Source organism: Paenibacillus rigui (assembly GCF_002234615.1).
Taxonomy (GTDB): Bacteria; Bacillota; Bacilli; order Paenibacillales; family NBRC-103111; genus Paenibacillus_S; species Paenibacillus_S rigui.
Genome location: NZ_NMQW01000029.1, coordinates 15060 through 37038 on the forward strand (window position 1 = coordinate 15060; position 21979 = coordinate 37038).

At 46.7% G+C, this 21979-nt stretch carries 25 protein-coding genes and 1 tRNA gene; 23 read left to right on the plus strand and 3 right to left on the minus strand.

What is annotated here, in order from left to right; all coding sequences use genetic code 11:
* The first annotated feature begins 12 nt into the window (after positions 1-12).
* The 7 genes from mnmG (at position 13) to CF651_RS20025 (ending at position 7708) form a co-directional block, all read left to right on the plus strand.
* A complete protein-coding gene (gene mnmG / locus CF651_RS19995) occupies positions 13-1899 on the plus strand; it encodes a tRNA uridine-5-carboxymethylaminomethyl(34) synthesis enzyme MnmG (RefSeq protein WP_094016644.1) in 1887 nt (628 codons plus the stop codon).
* 3 nt (positions 1900-1902) lie between these two features.
* Entirely contained in the window at positions 1903-2628 is a 726-nt protein-coding gene (gene rsmG / locus CF651_RS20000) for a 16S rRNA (guanine(527)-N(7))-methyltransferase RsmG (RefSeq protein ID WP_094016645.1), read from the plus strand.
* Positions 2629-3008: 380 nt separating this feature from the next.
* Complete coding sequence (gene noc / locus CF651_RS20005; RefSeq protein WP_094016646.1) at positions 3009-3824, plus strand: nucleoid occlusion protein; 816 nt, start codon at positions 3009-3011, stop codon at positions 3822-3824.
* 453 nt (positions 3825-4277) lie between these two features.
* Positions 4278-5036: a ParA family protein gene (locus CF651_RS20010; RefSeq protein WP_094016647.1), complete on the plus strand. Its 759-nt coding sequence runs from the start codon at positions 4278-4280 to the stop codon at positions 5034-5036.
* On the plus strand, positions 5033-5887 hold the full coding sequence (locus CF651_RS20015; protein WP_094016648.1) for a ParB/RepB/Spo0J family partition protein: 855 nt from the start codon (positions 5033-5035) through the stop codon (positions 5885-5887). The genes CF651_RS20010 and CF651_RS20015 overlap by 4 nt, the downstream gene beginning before the upstream one ends.
* A 122-nt stretch (positions 5888-6009) precedes the next feature.
* Positions 6010-7170 carry an aminotransferase class V-fold PLP-dependent enzyme gene (locus CF651_RS20020; RefSeq protein ID WP_094016649.1) on the plus strand — a complete coding sequence of 387 codons (1161 nt, stop codon included), beginning with the start codon at positions 6010-6012 and terminating at the stop codon, positions 7168-7170.
* A gap of 43 nt (positions 7171-7213) precedes the next feature.
* The gene (locus CF651_RS20025) at positions 7214-7708 is read left to right on the plus strand and encodes a DUF4446 family protein (RefSeq protein ID WP_094016650.1); all 495 of its coding nucleotides are present in this window, start codon (positions 7214-7216) and stop codon (positions 7706-7708) included.
* Here the strand turns inward: CF651_RS20025 and yyaC are convergent.
* On the minus strand, positions 7680-8300 hold the full coding sequence (yyaC, locus tag CF651_RS20030; RefSeq protein WP_094016651.1) for a spore protease YyaC: 621 nt from the start codon (positions 8298-8300) through the stop codon (positions 7680-7682). The two genes, CF651_RS20025 and yyaC, sit on opposite strands and share 29 nt — an antisense overlap.
* 121 nt (positions 8301-8421) lie before the next feature.
* Here yyaC and CF651_RS20035 point away from each other — a divergent pair, with 121 nt between their 5' ends.
* The 5 genes from CF651_RS20035 to CF651_RS20055 all read left to right on the plus strand — a co-directional run bounded on the left by CF651_RS20035 (position 8422) and on the right by CF651_RS20055 (position 11414).
* On the plus strand, positions 8422-8655 hold the full coding sequence (locus CF651_RS20035; RefSeq protein WP_179232898.1) for a putative Se/S carrier protein: 234 nt from the start codon (positions 8422-8424) through the stop codon (positions 8653-8655).
* A 12-nt stretch (positions 8656-8667) separates the two neighbouring features.
* Positions 8668-9540 (plus strand): mechanosensitive ion channel family protein, encoded by an 873-nt coding sequence (locus CF651_RS20040; RefSeq protein ID WP_094016653.1) that lies wholly within the window; start codon positions 8668-8670, stop codon positions 9538-9540.
* A gap of 28 nt (positions 9541-9568) precedes the next feature.
* Complete coding sequence (locus CF651_RS20045; protein WP_094016654.1) at positions 9569-9796, plus strand: DUF951 domain-containing protein; 228 nt, start codon at positions 9569-9571, stop codon at positions 9794-9796.
* Positions 9797-9864: 68 nt separating this feature from the next.
* A tRNA-Ser gene (locus tag CF651_RS20050) sits at positions 9865-9955 on the plus strand.
* 370 nt (positions 9956-10325) lie between these two features.
* Entirely contained in the window at positions 10326-11414 is a 1089-nt protein-coding gene (locus CF651_RS20055) for a YecA family protein (RefSeq protein ID WP_094016655.1), read from the plus strand.
* Positions 11415-11585: 171 nt separating this feature from the next.
* Here the strand turns inward: CF651_RS20055 and CF651_RS20060 are convergent, their stop codons facing one another.
* Complete coding sequence (locus CF651_RS20060; RefSeq protein ID WP_094016656.1) at positions 11586-11834, minus strand: hypothetical protein; 249 nt, start codon at positions 11832-11834, stop codon at positions 11586-11588.
* 65 nt (positions 11835-11899) lie between these two features.
* On the minus strand, positions 11900-12079 hold the full coding sequence (locus CF651_RS20065; protein WP_094016657.1) for a YjzC family protein: 180 nt from the start codon (positions 12077-12079) through the stop codon (positions 11900-11902).
* 240 nt (positions 12080-12319) lie between these two features.
* Between CF651_RS20065 and rpsF the strand changes: the two genes are divergently transcribed.
* From rpsF to CF651_RS20120, 11 genes are all read left to right on the plus strand, one after another.
* Positions 12320-12604 carry a 30S ribosomal protein S6 gene (gene rpsF, locus CF651_RS20070; RefSeq protein ID WP_094016658.1) on the plus strand — a complete coding sequence of 95 codons (285 nt, stop codon included), beginning with the start codon at positions 12320-12322 and terminating at the stop codon, positions 12602-12604.
* A gap of 42 nt (positions 12605-12646) precedes the next feature.
* The gene (ssb, locus tag CF651_RS20075; RefSeq protein WP_094016659.1) at positions 12647-13114 is read left to right on the plus strand and encodes a single-stranded DNA-binding protein; all 468 of its coding nucleotides are present in this window, start codon (positions 12647-12649) and stop codon (positions 13112-13114) included.
* A gap of 21 nt (positions 13115-13135) precedes the next feature.
* Positions 13136-13423, plus strand: coding sequence for a 30S ribosomal protein S18 (gene rpsR / locus CF651_RS20080; protein ID WP_028550641.1), 288 nt, complete (start codon positions 13136-13138; stop codon positions 13421-13423).
* Positions 13424-13670: 247 nt separating this feature from the next.
* Positions 13671-14087 (plus strand): CBS domain-containing protein, encoded by a 417-nt coding sequence (locus tag CF651_RS20085; RefSeq protein WP_094016660.1) that lies wholly within the window; start codon positions 13671-13673, stop codon positions 14085-14087.
* A gap of 53 nt (positions 14088-14140) precedes the next feature.
* Positions 14141-14443, plus strand: a complete 303-nt coding sequence (locus tag CF651_RS20090; protein WP_094016661.1) for a MazG-like family protein — start codon at positions 14141-14143, stop codon at positions 14441-14443.
* Between the two features lie 5 nt (positions 14444-14448).
* The gene (locus CF651_RS20095) at positions 14449-15372 is read left to right on the plus strand and encodes a DUF2232 domain-containing protein (RefSeq protein WP_245856061.1); all 924 of its coding nucleotides are present in this window, start codon (positions 14449-14451) and stop codon (positions 15370-15372) included.
* Positions 15373-15395: 23 nt separating this feature from the next.
* Positions 15396-17366 carry a DHH family phosphoesterase gene (locus tag CF651_RS20100; protein ID WP_094016662.1) on the plus strand — a complete coding sequence of 657 codons (1971 nt, stop codon included), beginning with the start codon at positions 15396-15398 and terminating at the stop codon, positions 17364-17366.
* Positions 17363-17809, plus strand: a complete 447-nt coding sequence (rplI, locus tag CF651_RS20105) for a 50S ribosomal protein L9 (protein ID WP_094016663.1) — start codon at positions 17363-17365, stop codon at positions 17807-17809. Before CF651_RS20100 ends, rplI begins: the two co-directional genes overlap by 4 nt.
* 169 nt (positions 17810-17978) lie before the next feature.
* Entirely contained in the window at positions 17979-19316 is a 1338-nt protein-coding gene (dnaB, locus tag CF651_RS20110; protein ID WP_179232900.1) for a replicative DNA helicase, read from the plus strand.
* A gap of 229 nt (positions 19317-19545) precedes the next feature.
* Positions 19546-20832 carry an adenylosuccinate synthase gene (locus CF651_RS20115; RefSeq protein WP_094016665.1) on the plus strand — a complete coding sequence of 429 codons (1287 nt, stop codon included), beginning with the start codon at positions 19546-19548 and terminating at the stop codon, positions 20830-20832.
* Positions 20833-21024: 192 nt separating this feature from the next.
* On the plus strand, positions 21025-21765 hold the full coding sequence (locus CF651_RS20120; protein WP_094016666.1) for a hypothetical protein: 741 nt from the start codon (positions 21025-21027) through the stop codon (positions 21763-21765).
* The last annotated feature ends 214 nt before the right edge of the window (positions 21766-21979 follow it).

A 21979-nucleotide genomic window follows, 5' to 3' on the forward strand; every position in this document is an offset into this window, starting at 1 on the left:
GGAGGAATAGAAATGAGCTACAATGCAGGAAAATATGATGTGATTGTTGTTGGGGCCGGACATGCCGGCTGTGAAGCTGCACTCGCAGCAGCTCGTATGGGCTGTGAAACGTTAATGATTACTATTAACCTGGATATGGTTGCTTTTATGCCATGCAATCCCTCGATCGGTGGTCCGGCGAAGGGCCATGTTGTAAGGGAAATCGATGCCCTGGGCGGAGAGATGGGGCGGAATATCGATAAAACGTATATTCAAATGCGGATGTTGAACACAGGGAAAGGTCCTGCCGTTCATGCGCTTCGTGCCCAGGCAGATAAATTTTTGTATCAGCACACGATGAAACAAACGATGGAGAACGAGCCCAAGCTGACGATGCGTCAAGGTATGGTCGAAGAGCTCATCGTTGAAGATGGCGTCATTAAAGGGGTTGTTACCAAAACAGGTGCGCAATATATGGCAGACGCCGTTGTTATCACAACCGGAACTTATTTGCGCGGCAAAGTGATTATGGGGGAGCTCATGTATGAGAGTGGTCCGAACAACCAACAGCCGTCGGTGAAGCTGTCGCAATCTTTGAAGGATATCGGCTTGGAGCTGGTTCGCTTCAAAACCGGAACTCCGCCGCGTGTTCATAAGGACACGATTGATTTTAGTAAAACGGTTATTCAGCCGGGCGATGAAAAGCCGAAGTTTTTCTCGTTTGAAACGACAGAGGAAATTCCGGATCAGCTGCCATGTTGGTTAACGTATACCTCAGAAGATACGCATCAAATTATTAACGATAATTTGCATCGCGCTCCTATGTTCTCCGGTGCGATCGAGGGGACAGGACCGCGCTATTGCCCATCCATTGAGGATAAAATTGTCCGTTTCAGCGATAAACCAAAGCATCAAATTTTCTTGGAGCCGGAAGGCCGCAATACTTCGGAGTACTATGTTCAAGGTCTTTCCACAAGTATGCCTGAGGATGTTCAACTGGACATTTTGCGTTCCATTCCGGGTCTGGAAAAAGTAGAAATGATGCGTACCGGCTATGCGATCGAATACGATGCTGTTATTCCAACGCAGCTGAAGCCTTCGCTTGAAACGAAAGTCGTGAGCGGATTGTTCACAGCCGGACAAATTAACGGAACATCCGGTTATGAGGAAGCGGCAGGTCAAGGGGTTATGGCCGGAATTAATGCGGCGCGTAAAGTTTTGGGCAAAGAAGCGGTCATTCTGGACCGTTCGCAGGGCTACATTGGCGTGTTGATCGATGATCTCGTGACCAAGGGAACGAACGAGCCGTATCGTCTGCTAACCTCCAGAGCGGAATATCGTCTGCTGCTTAGACATGACAATGCGGACCAAAGATTGACGCCTATCGGATATGAAATCGGGTTGATCAAAGAGGAGCGTTACCAGAAGTTCCTGTTGAAAGTACAACAAATCGAAGAGGAAACCGAGCGTTTGAAAACGACAAAGGTTAAACCATCCGAAACTCAAGCCATGCTGGCTTCTTTGGGCAGTGCGGAAATTAACAACTCGGTTGATTTGATCTCATTGCTTCGCCGTCCGGAAGTCACCTATGCTCATATTCACAGCATTTCTCCGGCTCCAGTAGAGCTGTCTGAGGAAGTGATGGAGCAAGTAGAGATTCAAGTGAAGTATACCGGGTACATTGAAAAGCAGCTTGCTCAAGTGGATCGTCTGCACAAGATGGAGAAAAAGAAAATTCCGGATGATATCCGTTACGATGAAATTCACGGTATTGCTACGGAAGCGAAACAAAAGCTTGCGAAAATTCGCCCGATCTCGATCGGTCAAGCATCCCGGATTTCGGGAGTTACACCGGCAGACATTTCGATTTTGCTTGTTCATCTGGAACATTACAATAAAGTGGTTGCAGCCAGGGGTTAAATAATGGATTCTATACAAACACAATTTGTAGGTTGGTGCAAGGAACAACATATTGATTTAACAGCTCATCAGCTCGATCAATTCGAGACGTACTACAAGGAATTGGTCGAGTGGAATGAGAAGATGAATCTGACTGGCATTACGGAGAGAGAGCAAGTGTATGTGAAACACTTCTACGACTCTCTTTCCGTTTCCTTTTTTACATCGATGTCTGATAAGCAAAATATTGCTGATATTGGATCAGGGGCAGGGTTTCCGAGCATTCCATTAAAAATAGCGTTTCCTCATCTAAAAGTCACCATTGTGGATTCTTTGAATAAAAGAATTCAATTTTTAAATCACTTGTCAGAGCGTCTTGGATTAAATGATGTAAGCTGTATTCATGGTAGGGCAGAAGATGTAGCACGAATATATAAGCATCGTGACCAATATGATCTGGTTACAGCAAGGGCTGTTGCAAGGCTGGCCGTGTTGAATGAGTTTTGTCTTCCTTTTTGCAAGGTAAACGGACAATTTATTGCTATGAAAGGCAATGAGCCTGCTGAAGAAATTAAGGAAGCAGCTTATAGCTTGAAACAGCTGAAGGGTGTAATTTTACATACGAATCGTTTCGTTTTGCCGGATAGTGAAGCATCAGTAAGACATTTGGTAATGATCGGGAAGCAATCGGCGACGCCAAGTAAGTATCCACGAAAAGCTGGAACTCCTTTAAAATCACCACTCGTGTAAAAAGAAGTATGTTCCACGTGAAACAAATATGTCGTACAGCTAAATAAAATGAACGAAGAAAAGGGTGCCTTATGCATGCCTTTTTTTCATAATTATATGTATAAATAGTCTATTTATATTAAACTATGAAATCTTTGCGTCAATTTACTAAATATAATAAGTGGGACCCCAGCCGGATGCAGGAAAATTCAAATTGCTGGAGAATTAGTAAGTAGCAAGGTAAGAATAGGAAAAGCGTTCAAGAGCAGTCCCCCAATAGTTGGTTATTGATGGCGGTCAGCTGTTCTTGCGATCAGAAAGTGTCTGACGAGGTTGGACGTACAGCTTTCTTTTCTCTAAAAAGTTTCTTATTTACGGCAAAAGATCGGGTGGATAAATTAATGAAAGAACAGATCTCAAAATTGTTTGGATTTTCGGAAAAAGCCACGGCGGATGAAATTAAAAATATTTCAATCCGCGACATTATCCCAAGTCCATATCAACCTAGAACGATTTTCGATGATGAACGAATTGATGAGCTGTGTCAGACCATTAAAACTCATGGCGTCATACAGCCGATCGTAGTTCGTATGAGGGAAAATGCATTTGAGTTGATTGCTGGCGAACGCCGTTGGAGAGCTGTCAAAAAGCTTGGTCTGGACACCATCCCGGCTATTATTCGTGATTTCAATGATTCTCAAGCAGCCTCTATCGCATTAATTGAGAACCTTCAACGTGAAGGGTTAACGGCGATTGAAGAAGCGCTAGCTTATCAGCAGCTGATTGATCTGCATTCGTTGACACAAGAAAGCTTGGCCCAGCGTCTGGGGAAAAGCCAATCCACGATCGCAAACAAAATCAGATTGCTTAATTTAAGCGAGCCTGTTAAAGCTGCTTTAATGGAGCGCAAAATTACAGAGCGGCATGCGCGCGCGCTGCTTTCTTTGGATCAAGAGGAGCTGCAGATCAAGGTTCTGGAGGATATTTTATCCAAGGAATTGAACGTGAAGCAGACAGAGGCGCGGATTCAATTTTTGAAAGAGACTGTGAAATTGAAGAAGGCGAAGCGAGTTTCTTATTCCAAAGATGTGCGTCTTGCTTTGAATACGATTAGGCAGTCTGTCGATATGGTTACGTCTTCAGGCTTGCAAATCAATACGACAGAGCAGGATTTTGAGGATCACTATGAAATTGTAATCAAGATACCAAAAAGATAGTTTTTGTAGTATGATAGGGGATAGATTTACAAAAACATAATGCATGGTACAAGCTCCGTAAAGGAGCTTTTCTTTACCGCAATTTATAAGCTTTCGAGGTCATCGGATGTGGAAATTATATTTGGCGATAAAACCATCCATAGAACGCGGTCGCTCATCTTGAAAGATGGCGAAGCCGTTGTTCCTTGCTTGGGCAAGAAAGGATAAGCTCGGCAGCTTATTACTGCGATCAAGTGGATAAAATGCATGCTTCTAATATGGGTTGCTGACGCAATCGTATAGGATGAGGGATGATCCATGGCTTCTGATTCGTTGCATTTGCCTTTGTGGTTTGGTGTTGCTTGTTGTAGGTTTTGTGATAGCTAATGTTACCCTGGGATACTTCTAGTTTTGGGATTGATTTGTATGCGTAGTGCCATGTTTGTACAAGTATGTTATTGAGGTGAAATGATTTTGTCTAAGATTATAGCAATTACGAACCAAAAGGGCGGGGTGGGCAAAACAACGACATCCGTTAACTTAGGTGCTTCTTTGGCTTCCTTAGGGAAAAGAGTTCTTTTGGTCGATATTGATCCCCAAGGAAACACCACGAGTGGAATCGGGGTCAACAAAGCTGATGTCGTCTATTGTATCTACGATGTAATCATTAATGATATCCACCCCAAGGATGCAATGGTGGATACGGCGATCCCTAACTTGAAAATCATCCCTGCAACCATTCAGCTGGCAGGGGCTGAAATTGAGTTAGTACCTACGATCTCGCGCGAAGTTCGTCTCAAAAAATCGCTGCAGCTAGTGAAGCATATGTTCGATTATATTCTTATCGACTGTCCGCCATCTCTAGGTATTTTGACGGTGAACTCCTTGACGGCTGCGGATTCCGTTATTATTCCGATTCAATGCGAATACTACGCTCTCGAAGGGTTAAGCCAACTGTTGAATACCGTGCGTTTGGTTCAGAAGCATTTGAACACAACGCTTCAAATAGAGGGCGTCTTGCTAACGATGTTTGATGCGAGAACGAATCTCGGCATGCAGGTTATTGAAGAAGTAAAGAAATATTTTCAACAAAAGGTTTATCAAACGATTATTCCCCGGAATATTAGATTAAGCGAGGCGCCCAGCCATGGGCAATCCATCATTACTTACGATCCCCGTTCCAAAGGGGCCGAAGTTTACATGGAGCTTGCAAAGGAAGTGATCGCGCTTTGAGTAAACGGTTAGGAAAAGGACTGGATGCTCTGCTTCCTGCATTAAGCATTAATGACGACGATAAAGTCGTGGAAATTCCGCTATCGCAGCTAAGAGCGAACCCATATCAGCCTAGACGAACATTTCATGACGATACGATCAACGATTTGGCTGCTTCGATTAAAGAACATGGAGTTATTCAGCCGATCATTGTTAGAACGGTTCTTAAAGGTTATGAAATTATTGCCGGTGAGCGTCGATTCCGTGCGTCACAAGTATGCGGCTTGGCAACCATACCGGCTGTAGTCAAAAAGTTTACGGATCAGCAGGTTATGGAAATTGCATTAATTGAGAACGTACAGCGCGAGGATTTGAATGCCATGGAAATCGCTGTCGCTTATCAATCATTAATGGATCAGTTTTCACTTACACAAGAAGAGCTATCTGTAAAAGTCGGGAAGAGCCGTTCCCACATTGCCAACTTTTTGCGGTTGATTCATCTTCCGGAAGAAGTAAAGCAGTATGTTTCACGTGGAACATTGACGATGGGACACGCAAAGGCAATCGTTGGCTTGAAGGATGCAAAATTGATTAAATCGTTGGCTGAACAAGCTATTAAGGATCAATGGAGCGTTCGGGAGCTTGAAGAAGAAGTGAAGCGGCTTGAAGAAAAGGTGAATTCGAAAAAGGCTCCAACGAAGTCTAAACGTAAAGATCCGTATATTAATCAACTGGAAGAAAATTTACGCGAGGCTTATCGCACTACGGTTAAAATTAAACATAACAACAATAAGGGCAAGATTGAGTTGTTATATTATTCGAAGGAAGACCTTGATCGTTTGCTTGAGCTGCTGCAAGGCCGAATTTCTTAACAACGTCTTATGTTCTGAAGGCGCAACTAATTTGTCTCATTGAAAGATGTAGCATACCTTGTTATTGCCTGGTCATTTAGGGCATCCTAGGTATGCTACTTTTTGTGAAGGAAGGTGATGTTATGAGCAGTGAAGTAGCTTATTTTGATCATGCGGCTTCCTCTTGGCCCAAACCTCCGGAAGTCCTGCAGGCGATGCAGGAATGCATGCTCCATTACTCGGCTAACCCGGGACGGGGAAGTCATCAGATGGCTGTTAAGGCGAGTCGTGTGTTGTTTGAAACGCGAAAGCATTTGGCTAAATTGTTTAAAATCAAAAATCCTAATGATATATCCTTTGCCTTAAATACGACAATGGCGTTGAATCAAGCTATCAAAGGATTTGTACAAGCAGGCGATCATGTGGTATGTACCGCGGTGGAGCATAATTCGGTACGAAGGCCATTGGAATATTTGAAAAGAACCAAAGGTATATCAATTACATATGTAAAAACGAACGCAAAAGGTGAGCTGGATATAGAGGACGTGGCTAACGCCCTTACCGATAAAACGTCTCTTCTTGTCTGCAGCCATAGCTCGAATTTGCTGGGAAGCATTCTTCCGGTGGAACAAATGGGGGAGCTTTGCCGTAAAAAAGGGGTAAGGTTTCTTGTCGATGCTGCTCAATCTGCAGGTATTCTTGAACTTGATGTAGCTCGTATGGGGATTGATATGCTTGCATTTCCGGGCCACAAAGGATTGCTCGGTCCTCAAGGTACTGGCGGGTTGTATATAGCCCCTGAATTGGAGCTGGAGCCGCTTCTGCATGGGGGTACAGGAAGTCAATCCGAGGCAATTGATCAACCGACGGTTAGGCCTGATCGATATGAATCGGGAACACAAAATACGGTAGGGATTGCTGGGTTGAACGAGGGCGTGAAATTCATCCTTAAAGAAACGGTGGAACGAATTCATCGTAAGGAATGGGAGCTAACCCAAGCTTTGATGGCCGAATTGCAGGGAATTGATGGTGTTGAGCTGTTAGGGCCTGATTTGGGACAAAATAGAACAGGGATCGTAGCGTTTAATGTAAACCAAGCGGATTCCTCAGAGGTAGCTTTTATTTTGGACCAGTCTTTTCAAATCGCGGTTCGCGCAGGTTATCACTGTACACCGCTTGCCCATGAAATGGTGGGTACGCTTGAAAGAGGAGCTGTTCGCGCCAGTGTGGGATACTTCACGACAGAGGATGAAGTGCGGCGGTTGGTGGGTGCGGTCAAAGAAATTGCGAAACATTTGAAATAACAGCATGAACGACATATGTGAGGATAGTACAGGAGGATAAAGCATGGGGGAGATTCTTGATCTGATTGATATGAAGGTTGTTCTTATTGCTTTTGCATTCATATTGATCGTATTTATTGTATTGATGCTGGTGTTGTGGAGCAAGCTTAACAAGCTCCGCGCAAAATATATGTCCATGCTTAATGGAGCAGGAACCATGAATGTGGAGGAAGCACTTATTGAGCTGCAGGGTAAAGCAACTGCTCTCAACGGGAAGACGGACACGGTCCAGCAGCAGATTACTCTGATTCAGCAGCAAATGAAGAAAATGAAATCGAACATAGGAATCCACCGCTACAATGCTTTCGCAGAGAGCGGCAGCGACCTTAGCTTTTCTGTTGCCATCCTGGATGAGGAATTGGACGGCGTCGTGTTAACCGGGATTCATAATCGGGAAGAAACCTATGTCTATGCGAAACCGATCCAGCAGGGGCAATCAAGCTACACCTTATCTCCGGAAGAAAAAGAAGCTATCCATCGAGGGTCACAAAAGAAGTAGAAGAAGCGGTCATTCGCCGCAAGCTGCCCAGAGCGACTTGAAACGATTTGGCAATGACTTCAGCCATATTCATAACGAGACTTAATCGGGTATTCTGAAGAACAAAGTATTCCATAAACCCTCCTACATTGACAATGCCTGTAATATGCATGTCGCCAACTGGGGGGAGTTCTTTATTGACACCCGCGCCCGGCTTCACCGGTCCGCTTCCGATTTGAATACAACCGACACTGGTTAACTGGCCTAAGCAAGCATCGATAGCGATGATAAAAGGATTGTTGTACTCACTTTGGATCAGTGCCAGTGTATCTTTCAGGTTCATGGCATGTACCGGTTGGTCCAAGGTGCCGTATAGATGCAGTCCGTCAATGTTGTACCTCTGAAGCTGAGTTCCTACGAGAGGGCCTAAAGAATCGCCGGTGGAACGATCGGTTCCTACACAAACGATAATTAGTGGCTGCTGCGAGGGGATTTGTCCGATAATAGAAAATAAACGCTCGGATAAAACTTCGATGATGTTGTTATCCGTGTGGGGGACCTTAAGTGCTTCAATTTCTTCCGGTACAACGTTTCTATGAAATGGCATTTTCATATAAATAACCCTCCATATACTAGGAGTATAAAAACATTTTTTACTAGTATACGGATAGAGGAAACGTTTTATACGTCATTTTATAAATATAATGGAAGTGAGGCGGAGGGCCGTGCTGCTTATGGCATTCGATTCCACACAACAAGCGTTGCGTGCGGAAATGCTTCTTGAATATGCCGACATCGAGAATGATATGTGCCCGACACCGAAGGATATTACCGCGGGTTGCGCCCTTTCCCTTGAGTTTCCCGAAGAGGCCTTAGAGGAAGTCAAGCTGATTGTGCTGGAGGAAAGAGTTGAAATCCGGGGGATCTATTTTAAAAAAAAGGATCGATATGTTAACATAGAATGGTAAGGTGGAGAGAATATGATACAAGGCAAGTTCCAATTATTTCTGACGGGTACTTTTGCCGAGGAAGCGACAACATGGAAGAAAGCACAGGAACAGCTTGTTACTTATATAACGAATCCTGCCGTTTGGACTCAATTTCTTATTATTGCTTTGAAGATCCTGTTCATTTACTTTGCCGGTAGAATTGTTATTAAGTTAGCGAACAAAGCATTGGAGCATATGCTGGTAGAGCGGGATAAACACCCATTGAAGTTTGACCAGCGGCGATCTAAGACAATTGGAAAATTATTGGGAAATGTTATTACTTACGTAGTGAATTTCATCGTCATTCTTATGATCCTTAATCAGTTCAATATTCGCTTGGAGCCTGTGCTTGCAGGTGCCGGAGTACTTGGGTTAGCTATCGGTTTTGGGGCACAAAGCTTGGTGAAAGATGTTATTACCGGGTTTTTTATTATTTTCGAGGATCAATTTGCAGTTGGAGATGTCGTTCAGATCGGAACGTTCAAGGGTACGGTTGAAGAAATCGGGCTGCGCGTGACCAAAGTAAAAAGCTGGACGGGGGAAGTGCACATTATCCCTAACGGTACGATTGCGCAGGTAACGAATTTCTCCGTCAACAATTCCGTAGCCATTGTCGATGTAACGATTACATACGAGGAAGAAATCGATAGAGCTCTCAATGTGCTGCGTGATACGGTAAGTAAGAGCTATGAAAACAACGTGAATATGGTCAAAGCGCCGCAGGTGCTTGGGGTTCAAACGATGGGACCCTCCGAAGTGACGCTTCGGGTAACGGTGGAATGCAAGCCGAATACCCAGGGCTCAGTGTCGAGAGAGCTGTACGCAGAAATTAAGCGAGCGTTCGATGCAGAAGCTATTAAATAAAACAGAATTGCCAAAAGGGGGAGTGAGCATGGAAAGAAAGCAATATCAGTTGGGCGATATCGTACAAATGAAGAAGCCTCACCCTTGCGGAACAAACGAGATGGAAATTATACGAATGGGGATGGATATCCGAATCAAATGCGTAGGCTGTAAGCACAGCGTGCTTGTGCCGAGAACGAAGTTCGAAAGCAAGCTTAAAAAGGTTTTGAGGTCCAACCCGCAGGCTGGAGAAGGAAATACAAACGAATCCGATTGAACTTAAAATTAGGGGTTGCCATGGGGCAGCCCTTTGTGCTATTATAGACCTTGTCCCTTTTGGATTGCGGAAAGGTACCCAAGAGGCCCAAGGGGGCTGACTCGAAATCAGCTAGGCGGCGCAAGCCGTGCGTGGGTTCGAATCCCACTCTTTCCGCCACTAACTATAACAAGAACGAACCTTCTACTCAATGTGGGAGGTTTTTTAGTTGCGTTTATATTTCTAGAGGTACTGTAAAAAGTTGATTACATTGTTCATACCATATATAATTTGAAAAGATCATTTTTGCATTTTTCAATGGGAAGCAGCAACCTGTTCGCTAAGAAGGCGATGGAATAAGAAATCAGGAAATGAAAGGTTCCACGTGAAACAATATAGATTTCCCTCCTGCCTCCAAAGACGGGAGGGTTTCTGCTGTGCCAATGGGGTTGGACAGAAAGGACGAATTCATGAATACATTGGTTAATAATGAAACGATTTTAAGGCAGTGTAGAGTTGAGCAGCATGAGTACAAGGGAGGGGCAGCACAATGCTAGGCACATACCTTACAGGGCTGACTAAACAAGGCTTAAACCAGGTTCGAATGCATTATGGCATCCAAGGCGTAAGCTCATTGAAAAAGCAAGAGCTGGTTGACGTGTTGGTTCAACAAATCCCGGACAAGCTTGCAAATATTTTGTATGTTATGGATGATACCCGTTACAATATAGCTAAACGAGCTGCCGAACGAGGCCGTGTGGACAAGCTTTCATTGGAGTATCACCGGCTTAACTACTTTCAAGAGCTGGCGCTGTTGATTCCTTCCGACGAAGATGGGAAAGCGGATTTAGTGATGCCGGAGGAAATTCAGCAAGCGATGAAGCGGATCGACCGTTCGGAGCTTCAGCAAGTTGTTGCCCGGAATACAGAGTGGGTTAAGCTGACTTTGGGGATGCTGTATTATTACGGAACCCTAAGCCTGAGCGAATTACAGAGCAGGATTGAAGACTATACTGGAACCAACCTGGATTCGAAAGAATACGAAGCGGTTATTTTGCAAGCAGCCCTTTATTACGATGATATTCAGTTGAGTCCGAAGAGAGCAAGGTACCAATTCGTCGAGGATTGGGAACAACTAGAGAAAGAACAACAACGCAGAACGGATTTATCTTACTACCCATTCACGAAGGAAGAGCTGCTTCAAGCCGGAGAGGTGGATTTCGTTGATCGTACGCCAATCTATCGCAACTTCGTGAAGCTGATTAGAAATAACTACTCGATTTCAGAGGAAGAGGCAGACTTCATTGTTGAAGAATGCGTCATTTCTATTCGAAATGGAAAAAATACGAGTGAATTATTTAAAGAACTGCAATCAAAGATTGAGCTTGATGAGGTAGAATTGATTAAAGCTGTGATGGAACAAAGCATTATGTTGCATAATCATACGAGACAATGGACATTGAAGGGATATACACCTAATCAATTATCAGCCAGCCGGTCCAATAGATATGCGCAAAATGCAGAATCAAAAGTCGTATCGATTCACTCAGCCAAAAAAATCGGCCGCAACGATCCTTGTCCTTGCGGCAGCGGTAAGAAATATAAAAAATGCTGTATTAGCAAGGAACAGCTAGGTTAAAACGCTAAACTTTCCTTTTGAAGGATTTTATTTGATATTCTATGGAAAAGACGCCATCCTGCGGAGTTAACTTTCTACTCCGTTGTGCGGCGTCTTTTTATGGTTGCTAACGTATCCTATTCCTGAAATACCGCGAAGTCGGTTATCCTTAGACAAGTGCAGCCGGGTAACTCAGGACCGGCTTCTTTTTCGGACGCTGAACCGGTCAATAGCATAACCTATGATGGTCCAGGACAAAATCGTCAACACATACAAAAGTGCGGCATTAACGTTGGTATACCCGACAATCGGGTAGAACCAGGCCGGTACGCTGAGGCAGTAGAATAAAATATAAATCGGCTCCGAGTCATGTCCGATGGCATGCATTAAACAGACAGCGGCTCCGATGGCTGTGAACAGCAAAGTAAATTTATAATGCATGAGCAAGCTCCTTTAGGCGTTGATTTGGAATCCCTCCGCGCAGTGTTGCGCAAGAGGGGGTCAGGCTAATATTTGCGTTTCCATTTCCGGTTATGATTGGAGGTTTCAGGAAAGGAGTCTCCTTTTTTCAAGGTGATGATCTTGGGGTTGTTAATCCCCATATGAAATGCATCTTCACCCGCCTCCATATATTCTCCGTCGTTAGGAGCTTTATCACCGGGTCTAAATTGGCTCCACTCGCCCATAGCTGGTCACCTCCCGTACGAAGTGTACCGATAGTTTCTCCGAACCAGGGGGGTTGCATGTCATTTAATATTTACCAAGTTTCATGCAAATAAGAGTTCATTCGGTTAAGCCTGCAAAATAAACTTGTCATTGGCTTTCGATTTTGCTATAGTATTATGGTGCGAGTTTTGAAACGTTAGTTAATTTACTCGCTCCTTGCTCCTATTAGAGGGGCCGTTAGTCCAAAAGGAGGTGAAACCATGCGCAAATATGAAGTGATGTACATCATTCGTCCGGACATCGAGCAAGAAGTTGTTCAATCTACGATTGAAAAGTTCCAAGGCATCATCAACAACGGTGGCGAGATTACTAAGCACGATGTTATGGGTAAACGCCGTCTTGCGTATGAGATCAACAAGCACCGTGATGGCCATTACGTGTTAGTTCAATTCAACGCTAACAACGAGGTTATTACTGAGCTTGACCGTGTGATGAAGATTTCCGATGAAGTCATTCGTTACCTGATCACTAAAGACGTAGCTTAAGTTATCCATGTGCCGTAATTGACATGCTGGGAGGTTGTTAGATTGCTAAATCGTGTGATTCTAATCGGAAGGCTGACACGTGATCCCGAATTGCGTTATACTCCGGCAGGTGTTGCCGTAACTACGTTCACGCTGGCTGTGGATCGTCCTTTTACGAACCAACAGAAAGAACGTGAAGCGGACTTTATCAATATTGTGACATGGCGTCAGCTTGCTGAAACATGTGCCAATTATTTGCGTAAAGGACGGCTGACTGCAGTAGAGGGCAGAATTCAAGTGCGCAACTACGACAATAATGAAGGCCGGCGCGTATATGTGACGGAGGTTATTGCCGACAACGTTCGTTTCTTGGAATCCTCTAACAGTGGTGGAAATCGCGAAGAAGGTATGGGTGGTGGCCAAGCTCCAAGCCAAGGCCAACAGCGTTACAGTGGACCGCGCGACAATCAAGATCCATTCCAGGATGACGGTAAACCGATTGATATTTCTGATGATGATTTGCCATTTTAACGTAGAAAGGACTGAGCATCGATGAGTTTCCAAAGAAGAGACAACGGCGGCGAAGAGCGCGGCGAGCGTAAATTCGGCGGTCGTGGTGGAAAAAAAGGTGGTAAACGCCGTAAGGTGTGTTACTTCACTGTAAACAAAATCAAGCACATTGATTATAAAGACATCGAAACGCTGAAGAAGTTCATCAGCGAGCGCGGCAAGATTCTTCCACGCCGTGTAACTGGAACATCCGCTAAGTACCAACGTATGCTGACGATTGCGATCAAACGCTCCCGTCAAGTAGCGTTGCTGCCATACACTACGGAATAGTAGTTTTTAAAGAAGAGACGACTCGATCTATTATCGGGTCGTCTTTTTTTTCGCTGCAATAGAATTTATTAGCTTCCGAGGCCATCGGATGCGCAAGGTGAAGTGAACATGAAGTTTTGGTAAAATAGAGGAGCGATCTGTCGGTGGGGAGGGTCGTATATCTTCCCTAGGAATCATAGTGTAGTATTATAAACGAGTTTGAAGTTGAGTACGGGAAGCTTGCTTCCGAAGAAAGGGTGGCCCTAGAGTGAACATCGCTTTTTTTCTTGTGCCGAAAGATGACGTTATTTATTTATCTCCGAATTCCACGATGCGTCAAGCATTGGAACGAATGGAATACCACCGCTATTCGGCCGTACCCTTAATTGATGAGGGTGGACGGTATGCCGGAACAATTACGGAGGGAGACCTGCTGTGGAAGCTGAAGCATTCGCCTGAGTTTGGATTCGAGAATGCGCATAAAGTACATCTTAAGGATGTGCCGCAGCACATGAACATCAAGCCGGTCCGGATCGATCAGCAAATGCAGGACTTGATCACACTGGCTACGAATCAAAACTACGTTCCTGTCGTTGATGATAACGGGGTTTTTATAGGGATTATCCGAAGACGGGAAATCATTGATTATTGCTTCAAGCTGTGGCAAGCGGAACAAAAAGTTTAAACTGTGGTATAATTAACTAAAGTGTGCTTAAGGAGAGAGGCGGCTGGTCCTACATGGAACGAGATGTGGATTTGGCGAAAAGGGCCAAAATTATCGAATGGCTGAAGACGGAAATCGTGGATCATGTAGCACACCTGCTCAAGAGCATATGGGAAGGCAGCAGCACCAAAATGGTGGATGCTCTGGCAAGTCTCGTGGCCAGCTCTTATATTCTCGGAAGACGTCTCGGCATCTCCCTTCGCAGTTTAGATGAAGCGGTTCTGGAAAAAATGAAGAAGCACAGGCAAGAGGGACATCAATTAGAGGAATGGTACGGAGATATTTCCGCTTTGGAAGAACATTTGCGTAAGAGGTGACGAGGTTGGGGAAGGGTTCCGTACGTTTGTTAGGCTGGAGTGCTGCAACCATTGCACTGCTCCTGTCAGTGTTAACACCGTTTAGCTTGATTACATTTCATCTTCTGATGATTCCGGTCATCATCCTGTTCGTGAGGCTGGAAACGAAAAAGTTTCTGCTTTATTACGGTTTAAGCTTAGCGATAGTTTATGTGCTAACCTCACTTTTACTTGTCAGCTGGGCAGGTGTCATGCTTGTAGCGATATCTTTGTTCCTGCTGCCTCCGGTCATTCAGATGGGGAATTTGTATAAAAAAAGGGCACCTGCCCGTACCGTGATTACGGCAGGCACCGTGACCTTGCTGCTTGAAATGCTGGTCAGCCTAGTGGTGGGTTATGCCTTCGGCTTCAATATCATCGACCGAATGAAGCAATTTATGCTGGAAAGCATCAATACGTTACCGGCACAGCTTCAAGCCGTATTGGTTGTCGACAAAGATACATTGGTACAACTGGTCAGCCAGATGCTGCCGCTGTATATGATTGGCTATTCTTTGTTCCTGGTTGTGATTGCCCATTGGTTAGCACGAAAGCTGCTCAACCGTTCCGGGGAGGCCTTGCCTGCATTCAAGCCGATTCGGGAATGGATGCTGCCGAGATCGTTCGTCTGGTACTACCTCATTGCCTTATTTATGGAATTTTTCGTAAAAGATACGAACTCCATTTTTTTTACTCTGCTGCTTAACTTGCTGCCGTTGCTGACGGCGGTGTTCGCGGTGCAGGCGATAGCTTTTCTATTTTTCGTGGCCCATCGGAACCGATGGAATCGTGCGCTGCCCTTCGGAGGGATCGTGCTGCTGATCTTTGTCCCGCCGGCTTATTTCATGTTCAGTATGTTGGGCGTTTTTGATGTGGCGTTCCCGATCCGCGAGCGGATGACCCGAAAATAATGAAATGATTAGGAGCGAGTAAAATGCCGAAGTTCTTGCTTAAGCGATGGCATGGCTTGCATATCGTATGGATTTTTGTACTGCTGACGGTATTGATTTTTATATTGATGCTGTATCAATGGGTAATCAGCGTGATTGCCTTGTTTCTATGCGGGATTCTCGCTTACTACACCTTGCAGGCGGAGCAGGCGTTCCGCAAAGATTTCAACGATTACGTCGGTACGTTGTCACACCGTATTAAACGGGCGGGCAATGAGGTGATTCAGGAGCTGCCGCTCGGGATTTTGCTCTTCAATGAGGAGAAGATCGTAGAGTGGCACAATCCGTTCGTGGCCAAAATGTTATCCAAGGATTCGCTCATCGGCGAATCGGTCATTGAGCTGTTTCCTACGATGAAGTCGCGCAAGGAGAAGGAAGCGAAGGAAACGAAGTTCGAAATTACGATCGGCAAAAATATTTATCTTGTGCAAGCCCGGACGGACGAGCGTCTTCTGTATTTTACCGATATTACAGCTTATCGCACATTGTCGGTCAAATATGAGGAAGAGCGGCTCGCCATGGGGATTGTGACTATGGACAATCTGGACGAGGCTACGCAAGGAATGGATGATCAGACCCGCAGTATCATGATGGCGAAGGTGACGGGAGAAATTACGGAATGGGCGCAAAAAAACCAGGTGTACCTGCGCCGCACGGCGTCTGACCGGTATCTCATTCTGATGGATCAAAGAGGACTGAAGGCATTGGAGCAGTCCCGGTTTGAAATATTGGATGAAGTTCGTGATCTGACGATCGAGCACAAGCTGCCGCTCACGCTGAGTATTGGTATTGCTTCCGGTGTCGACTCCTTGACCGAGCTCGGTTCCCTGGCTCAGACGAGCTTGGATATGGCTCTGGGGCGCGGGGGAGACCAGGTGGCGGTTAAGGTAGGGGAGCGGCTTTCCTTCTACGGAGGGCGTTCCAATGCGATTGAGAAGCGGACGCGCGTACGGGCTCGCGTGATCTCCCATGCACTCCGGGATCTGATCCGGGAATCCGAGAAAGTCATTATTATGGGTCACCGGTATCCGGACATGGACGCGATCGGCGCGGCTATTGGGGTATTGAAGGCAACGCATGTCAGCAACAAGGAAGGTTATATTGTGCTCGAGGGTATAAACCCTTCCATTCAGAAGCTGATGGATACGATCTATGAGGACGAGAAGCTGAACAGGTGGTTCATTACGCCGGAGCAGGCGATGCAGATTACGAACCAACGCACGCTGGCAGTCGTTGTGGATACGCATAAAGCGTCGATGGTTGCAGAGCCGAAGCTGCTTCAACTGACCCAGCGCAAGTTCGTTGTGGATCACCATCGCCGCGGCGAAGAATTTATCCAGGATGCGACGCTGGTATATATGGAGCCGTATGCTTCATCCACATGTGAATTAGTGACGGAGCTGCTGCAGTATTTCAACGAAAGATTGACGATGGGGGTACTGGAAGCCACGGCGCTGCTGGCCGGGATCGTGGTGGATACCAAAAGCTTCAGCCTGCGCACCGGCGCGAGAACATTCGAGGCGGCATCGTTCCTTCGCCGGAACGGGGCAGACTCGTCTTTGATCCAACGGCTGCTGAAGGAGGATTTGGACGCGTATATTCAGCGTTCCGAGATCATCAAGAATGCCGTTATTATTTATGATCATATTGCGTTGGCGGTGACCGAGCCGAATCGCAAATATTCTCAGTTGCTCATTGCCCAGGTTGCTGATACATTGTTAACTATGACGGGTGTGATGGCTTCATTTGTCATCAGTGAACGCCCGGACGGTTTAATCGGCATTAGTGCCCGTTCTTTAGGCCAAATGAACGTGCAGATCGTGATGGAACGGATGGGCGGAGGCGGTCATTTGACCAACGCAGCCACACAGCTGGAAAGTACGGTTGGGGAAGCAACACAAAGATTAAAACAAATATTGAGTCAGATGCATGCAGAGGAGGGGCTTTTCGAATGAAGGTCATTTTATTGAAGGATGTTAAAGGGCAAGGTAAAAAAGGGGAAATTAAAGACGTATCTGAAGGTTACGCGACGAACTTTTTGTTCCCGCAGCAGCTGGCTGCACCGGCAAACGAGTCGTCCGTGAAAATATTGGATAACCAGAAGAAGGCCGAGCAGCGGAAGAAGGACCAGGAGAAGGCGGAAGCCGGGGAGCTGGGTAAAAAGCTGGAAGCCTTAACCGTCGAGCTGAAAGCAAAGTCGGGTAAGGACGGACGCCTGTTCGGTGCAATTACAAGCAAGCAGGTAGCTGAAGGTTTGGAAAAGCAGCAAAGCATTAAATTGGACAAGCGTAAAATTGTAATGGATGATGCGATCCGCACACTTGGCGTAACCGAGGTTGTCGTGAAGCTGCATCCGGAAGTGACTTCCAAGCTGAAGGTTCACGTGACGGAGGAGTAAGACCCGAAAGTCCTATGAAGCTGGGACGGTAACAACGGGGAACTTAAGCGAAGAGACGGTACCATTTATCTGGATAAAAAAGGTTGGGCTTGCCTTAGAGGAAGCCCATTTCTCATGCAGCCAAAAACCAATTAGAAGGCCCTAGGAGGAGACGAGCTTGAACGAAGGTATGTTTATGGATCGCATCCCTCCGCAAAATTTGGAAGCCGAGCAGGCTGTGCTCGGCGCTATTTTGCTTGATAGCGATTCACTCGTAACCGCGATGGAACGTATCACGGCTGATGACTTTTATCGCGCCTCGCATCAGCGCATCTTCGAATCGATGATCGAGCTGGCGGAGGAGAATGAGCCGATCGACTTGATCACGCTGACCGCAAAGCTGCAAAATAAACAGCAGCTGGAGGAAATCGGCGGGATCACGTACTTGTCGGAGCTTGCGAATGCCGTGCCGACGGCAGCAAATATCGACTACTATGCCCAGATCGTCGAAGAGAAATCGATGCTGCGGCGCCTGATTCGCACAGCAACGAACATCGTAACGGACGGCTACGCCGGATCCGATGAGGTGGCCGACCTGCTGAGCGATGCGGAGAAGAAGATTCTCGAAATCTCGCAGCGCCGCTCGAGTACCGGGTTTATCGCCATCCGCGATGTGCTGATGGAAGTATTCGACAAGGTGGAGTTCCTTTATAACAATAAAGGCGGCGCCACCGGGGTCAGGTCCGGGTTTCAGGATTTGGATAAAATGACGGCCGGCTTTCAACGGTCCGACTTGATTATCGTAGCCGCCCGTCCATCCGTAGGGAAGACGGCGTTTGCTTTGAACATCGCGCAGAACGTCGGGGTGCGCGAGAAGGAGACCGTCGCCATCTTCAGTCTGGAGATGGGTGCGGCTCAGCTCGTGCAGCGGATGATCTGCGCCGAGGCAAACGTGGATGCCACTCGGATGCGGACGGGCTTCCTTGAGGGCGATGATTGGGAAAAGCTGACAATGGCGATCGGTGCGTTGTCCGAGGCCAACATTTATATCGACGATTCGCCGTCGGTCACTGTAGCCGATATTCGCGCCAAGTGCCGCAGGCTGAAGCAGGAGAAGGGGCTCGGTATGATCCTGATCGACTACTTGCAGCTGATTCACGGTCGAGGGAAGGGAGACAACCGGCAGCAGGAGGTATCCGAAATTTCCCGTACGCTGAAGCAAATCGCGAGGGAATTGAACGTTCCTGTCATCGCCTTGTCCCAGCTCAGCCGGGGCGTTGAGCAGCGGCAGGATAAGCGTCCGATGATGTCCGACTTGCGGGAATCCGGTTCGATCGAGCAGGATGCCGATATCGTTGCGTTCCTGTATCGTGACGATTACTATGACAAGGAATCCGAGAAGAAAAATATTATTGAGATTATTATCGCCAAGCAGCGGAACGGTCCGGTAGGCACGGTGGAGCTTGCGTTTCTCAAAAACTTTAACAAGTTCGTCGGCCTGGATCGAACGCATCAGGAAGTCGGTTAATGGCCTGAGTTTGTTGCACGGGGAACATTTTGCGTGAAAAGGAATACAGTGGTAAGGGTGTCTCACCGCTTACCGCTTACATATGAATAATTTCCGAACAATGGTTGAGGGGCCTTCATCATTGTTCGTTTTTATTGACTTTATGTATCGGTGCTGATAAACTATTTGATGGTGCTTTATGCCTTTTGGCTAATTATAGGTGGATATTCACCTGACGGGGGTTATGAATATGTCAACGGTTGTAGTTGTCGGAACCCAATGGGGCGATGAAGGAAAAGGAAAAATAACCGATTATCTGGCTGAATCTGCAGAAGTCGTGGCACGTTACCAAGGCGGTAACAATGCCGGCCATACGATTTTGATTGATAATAAGAAGTATAAATTGACGATGGTTCCATCGGGCATTTTCTATGAAGATAAAGTATGTGTTATTGGTAACGGAATGGTTATCAATCCTGGCGCCTTGCTGGAAGAGATCGCTTATGTTCATGAGAACGGGTTTTCCAGCAGCAATCTTCGCGTCAGCGACCGCGCTCATGTCATCATGCCTTACCACCTGGTGCTGGACGGGTTGGAAGAAGAGCGCAAAGGCGATAACAAAATCGGAACGACCCGCAAAGGGATCGGTCCTTGCTATATGGATAAAGCGGCAAGAAACGGTATCCGGATCGCTGATCTGATGGATGCCGAGGAATTCGAACGTAAGGTGCGCCACATGGTAGCGGAGAAGAACGTGCTGATCGAGCAAGTGTATGGCTCTAAAGGTCTGGATGCAGACACGATCATCGAAGAGTACCTGGGTTATGCTGAAAGGCTGCGTCCTTATGTTACGGACACATCCGTTGTCCTGAACGATTTGATCGATGCCGGCAAGAAGGTGCTGTTTGAAGGCGCTCAAGGCGTTATGCTGGATATCGACCAAGGTACGTATCCATACGTAACGTCCTCCAACCCTTCGGCTGGCGGCGTATGTATCGGCTCGGGCGTAGGCCCGTCCAAGATTCAACAAATTATCGGGGTAGCCAAATCCTACACGACCCGTGTCGGCGACGGTCCTTTTCCAACCGAGCTGCATGATGAAATCGGGAGCTGGATCCGCGAAAAAGGCCATGAGTACGGTACAGTTACAGGTAGACCGCGCCGCGTAGGCTGGTTTGACAGCGTTGTTGTCCGTCATGCGCGCCGTGTCAGCGGCATTACAGGCTTGTCCTTGAACTCTCTGGACGTTCTGGCGGGTTTGGAAACCGTGAAAATTTGTACTTCCTATAAATACCGTGGGGAAGTTATCGAGCATTACCCTGCCAGCTTGAAAATGCTATCCGAATGCGAAGCTGTATACGAGGAGCTTCCAGGCTGGAGCGAGGATATCACAGGCGTGCGCAGGCTGGAGGATCTTCCGGAGAATGCAAGACGCTATGTGGAGCGTGTCTCCGAGCTGACAGGCATTCCGATTGCAATCTTCTCGGTAGGCCGTAACCGTGAGCAAACGAACCTGGTTCAACCGATTTATTCTTAATATAACGATAAAGCTCCCGAAGTCTGGACGATGCATACGTCCGCAGGCTTCGGGAGTTTTTTTGTGATGATTCATACTTTCATGGGGTAGGCGGGGGATTTTTTCCACGAGGACGGTTGTATTACTTCAAATAGGTCAATACTGGGGAAGGGAGATGATCGAAACTTCTAGCATTCGGGAGATGGTGAACAAGTGAAAGGGATGGCTTGGCTGATCAAGCTGATCATGAGCGCATTGATTACTTCAATGGTGTGTATCGCATCGACCTTTTGGGTGATCAATACGTATGTAGATATGGTTCTGGAGCAATATCAATTGAAAACGACTGTGCAATCGACGCCGAGCTGGTCTCAGCTGGTTGGACGTCTGACACAGCAATTATCCATGCCAAAAGCGGATTCCCGCAGCGTGGCACTAGGCGAGAAGACGCCGAAAGACCAAGCGGTGACGGGAGCAATCTCCCCCGATGGATCAATTACGGTTCCATCAGGTGCAGGAGGGGGTTCCGGTTCCTCCAGCGCGGGGGCAGGCAGTACAGGAAGTGAAAGCCCAGCCACAACCCCGACAGGCAAAGAAGGCACGCCAGCCGACAAAAATCCGCCGGAGGATGCCATCGCGGTGTTCGGTCACCAAAGCGGTCAGTCCGGGTCTAGCACTGGCTCCGGGAGCTCATCGGCGAGTGATGCGGATAAACGCGTGGTTGTGTCCGGTGAAGATTTCACGAAGAAGAAGGATCAGCTGACGAACGAGGAAAAAAACAAAATATTTAATTTGCTTATGACGCGTGTGCCACAGGATGAGATGCAGCGGATTTCGAGGCTGATGGAAGATGGCATTACAGCTGCAGAGCTGAAAGAGATCGAGCAGGTGCTGCAAAAGTATTTGAAGCCCGAGGAATATACGCAGCTGCTCAGTATGATCAAACCGAGCTAGTTTGTGGCCCAAGCAAGCCGAAGGCCCGAAAAGCACAGAGGCAGGCAACGGCATGCCTATCCGAGGAGGATGGAGCTGGATGTTTTTAACCGACTGCGCTTGGGATAAAAACAACACAAAAAGGCATTTCCTGATCAGGTCTATACCTGGATGGGAAATGCCTTATTTTATTTTATCACAATACAATTTTTTAAGCTTCCGAGGTATCGGATGT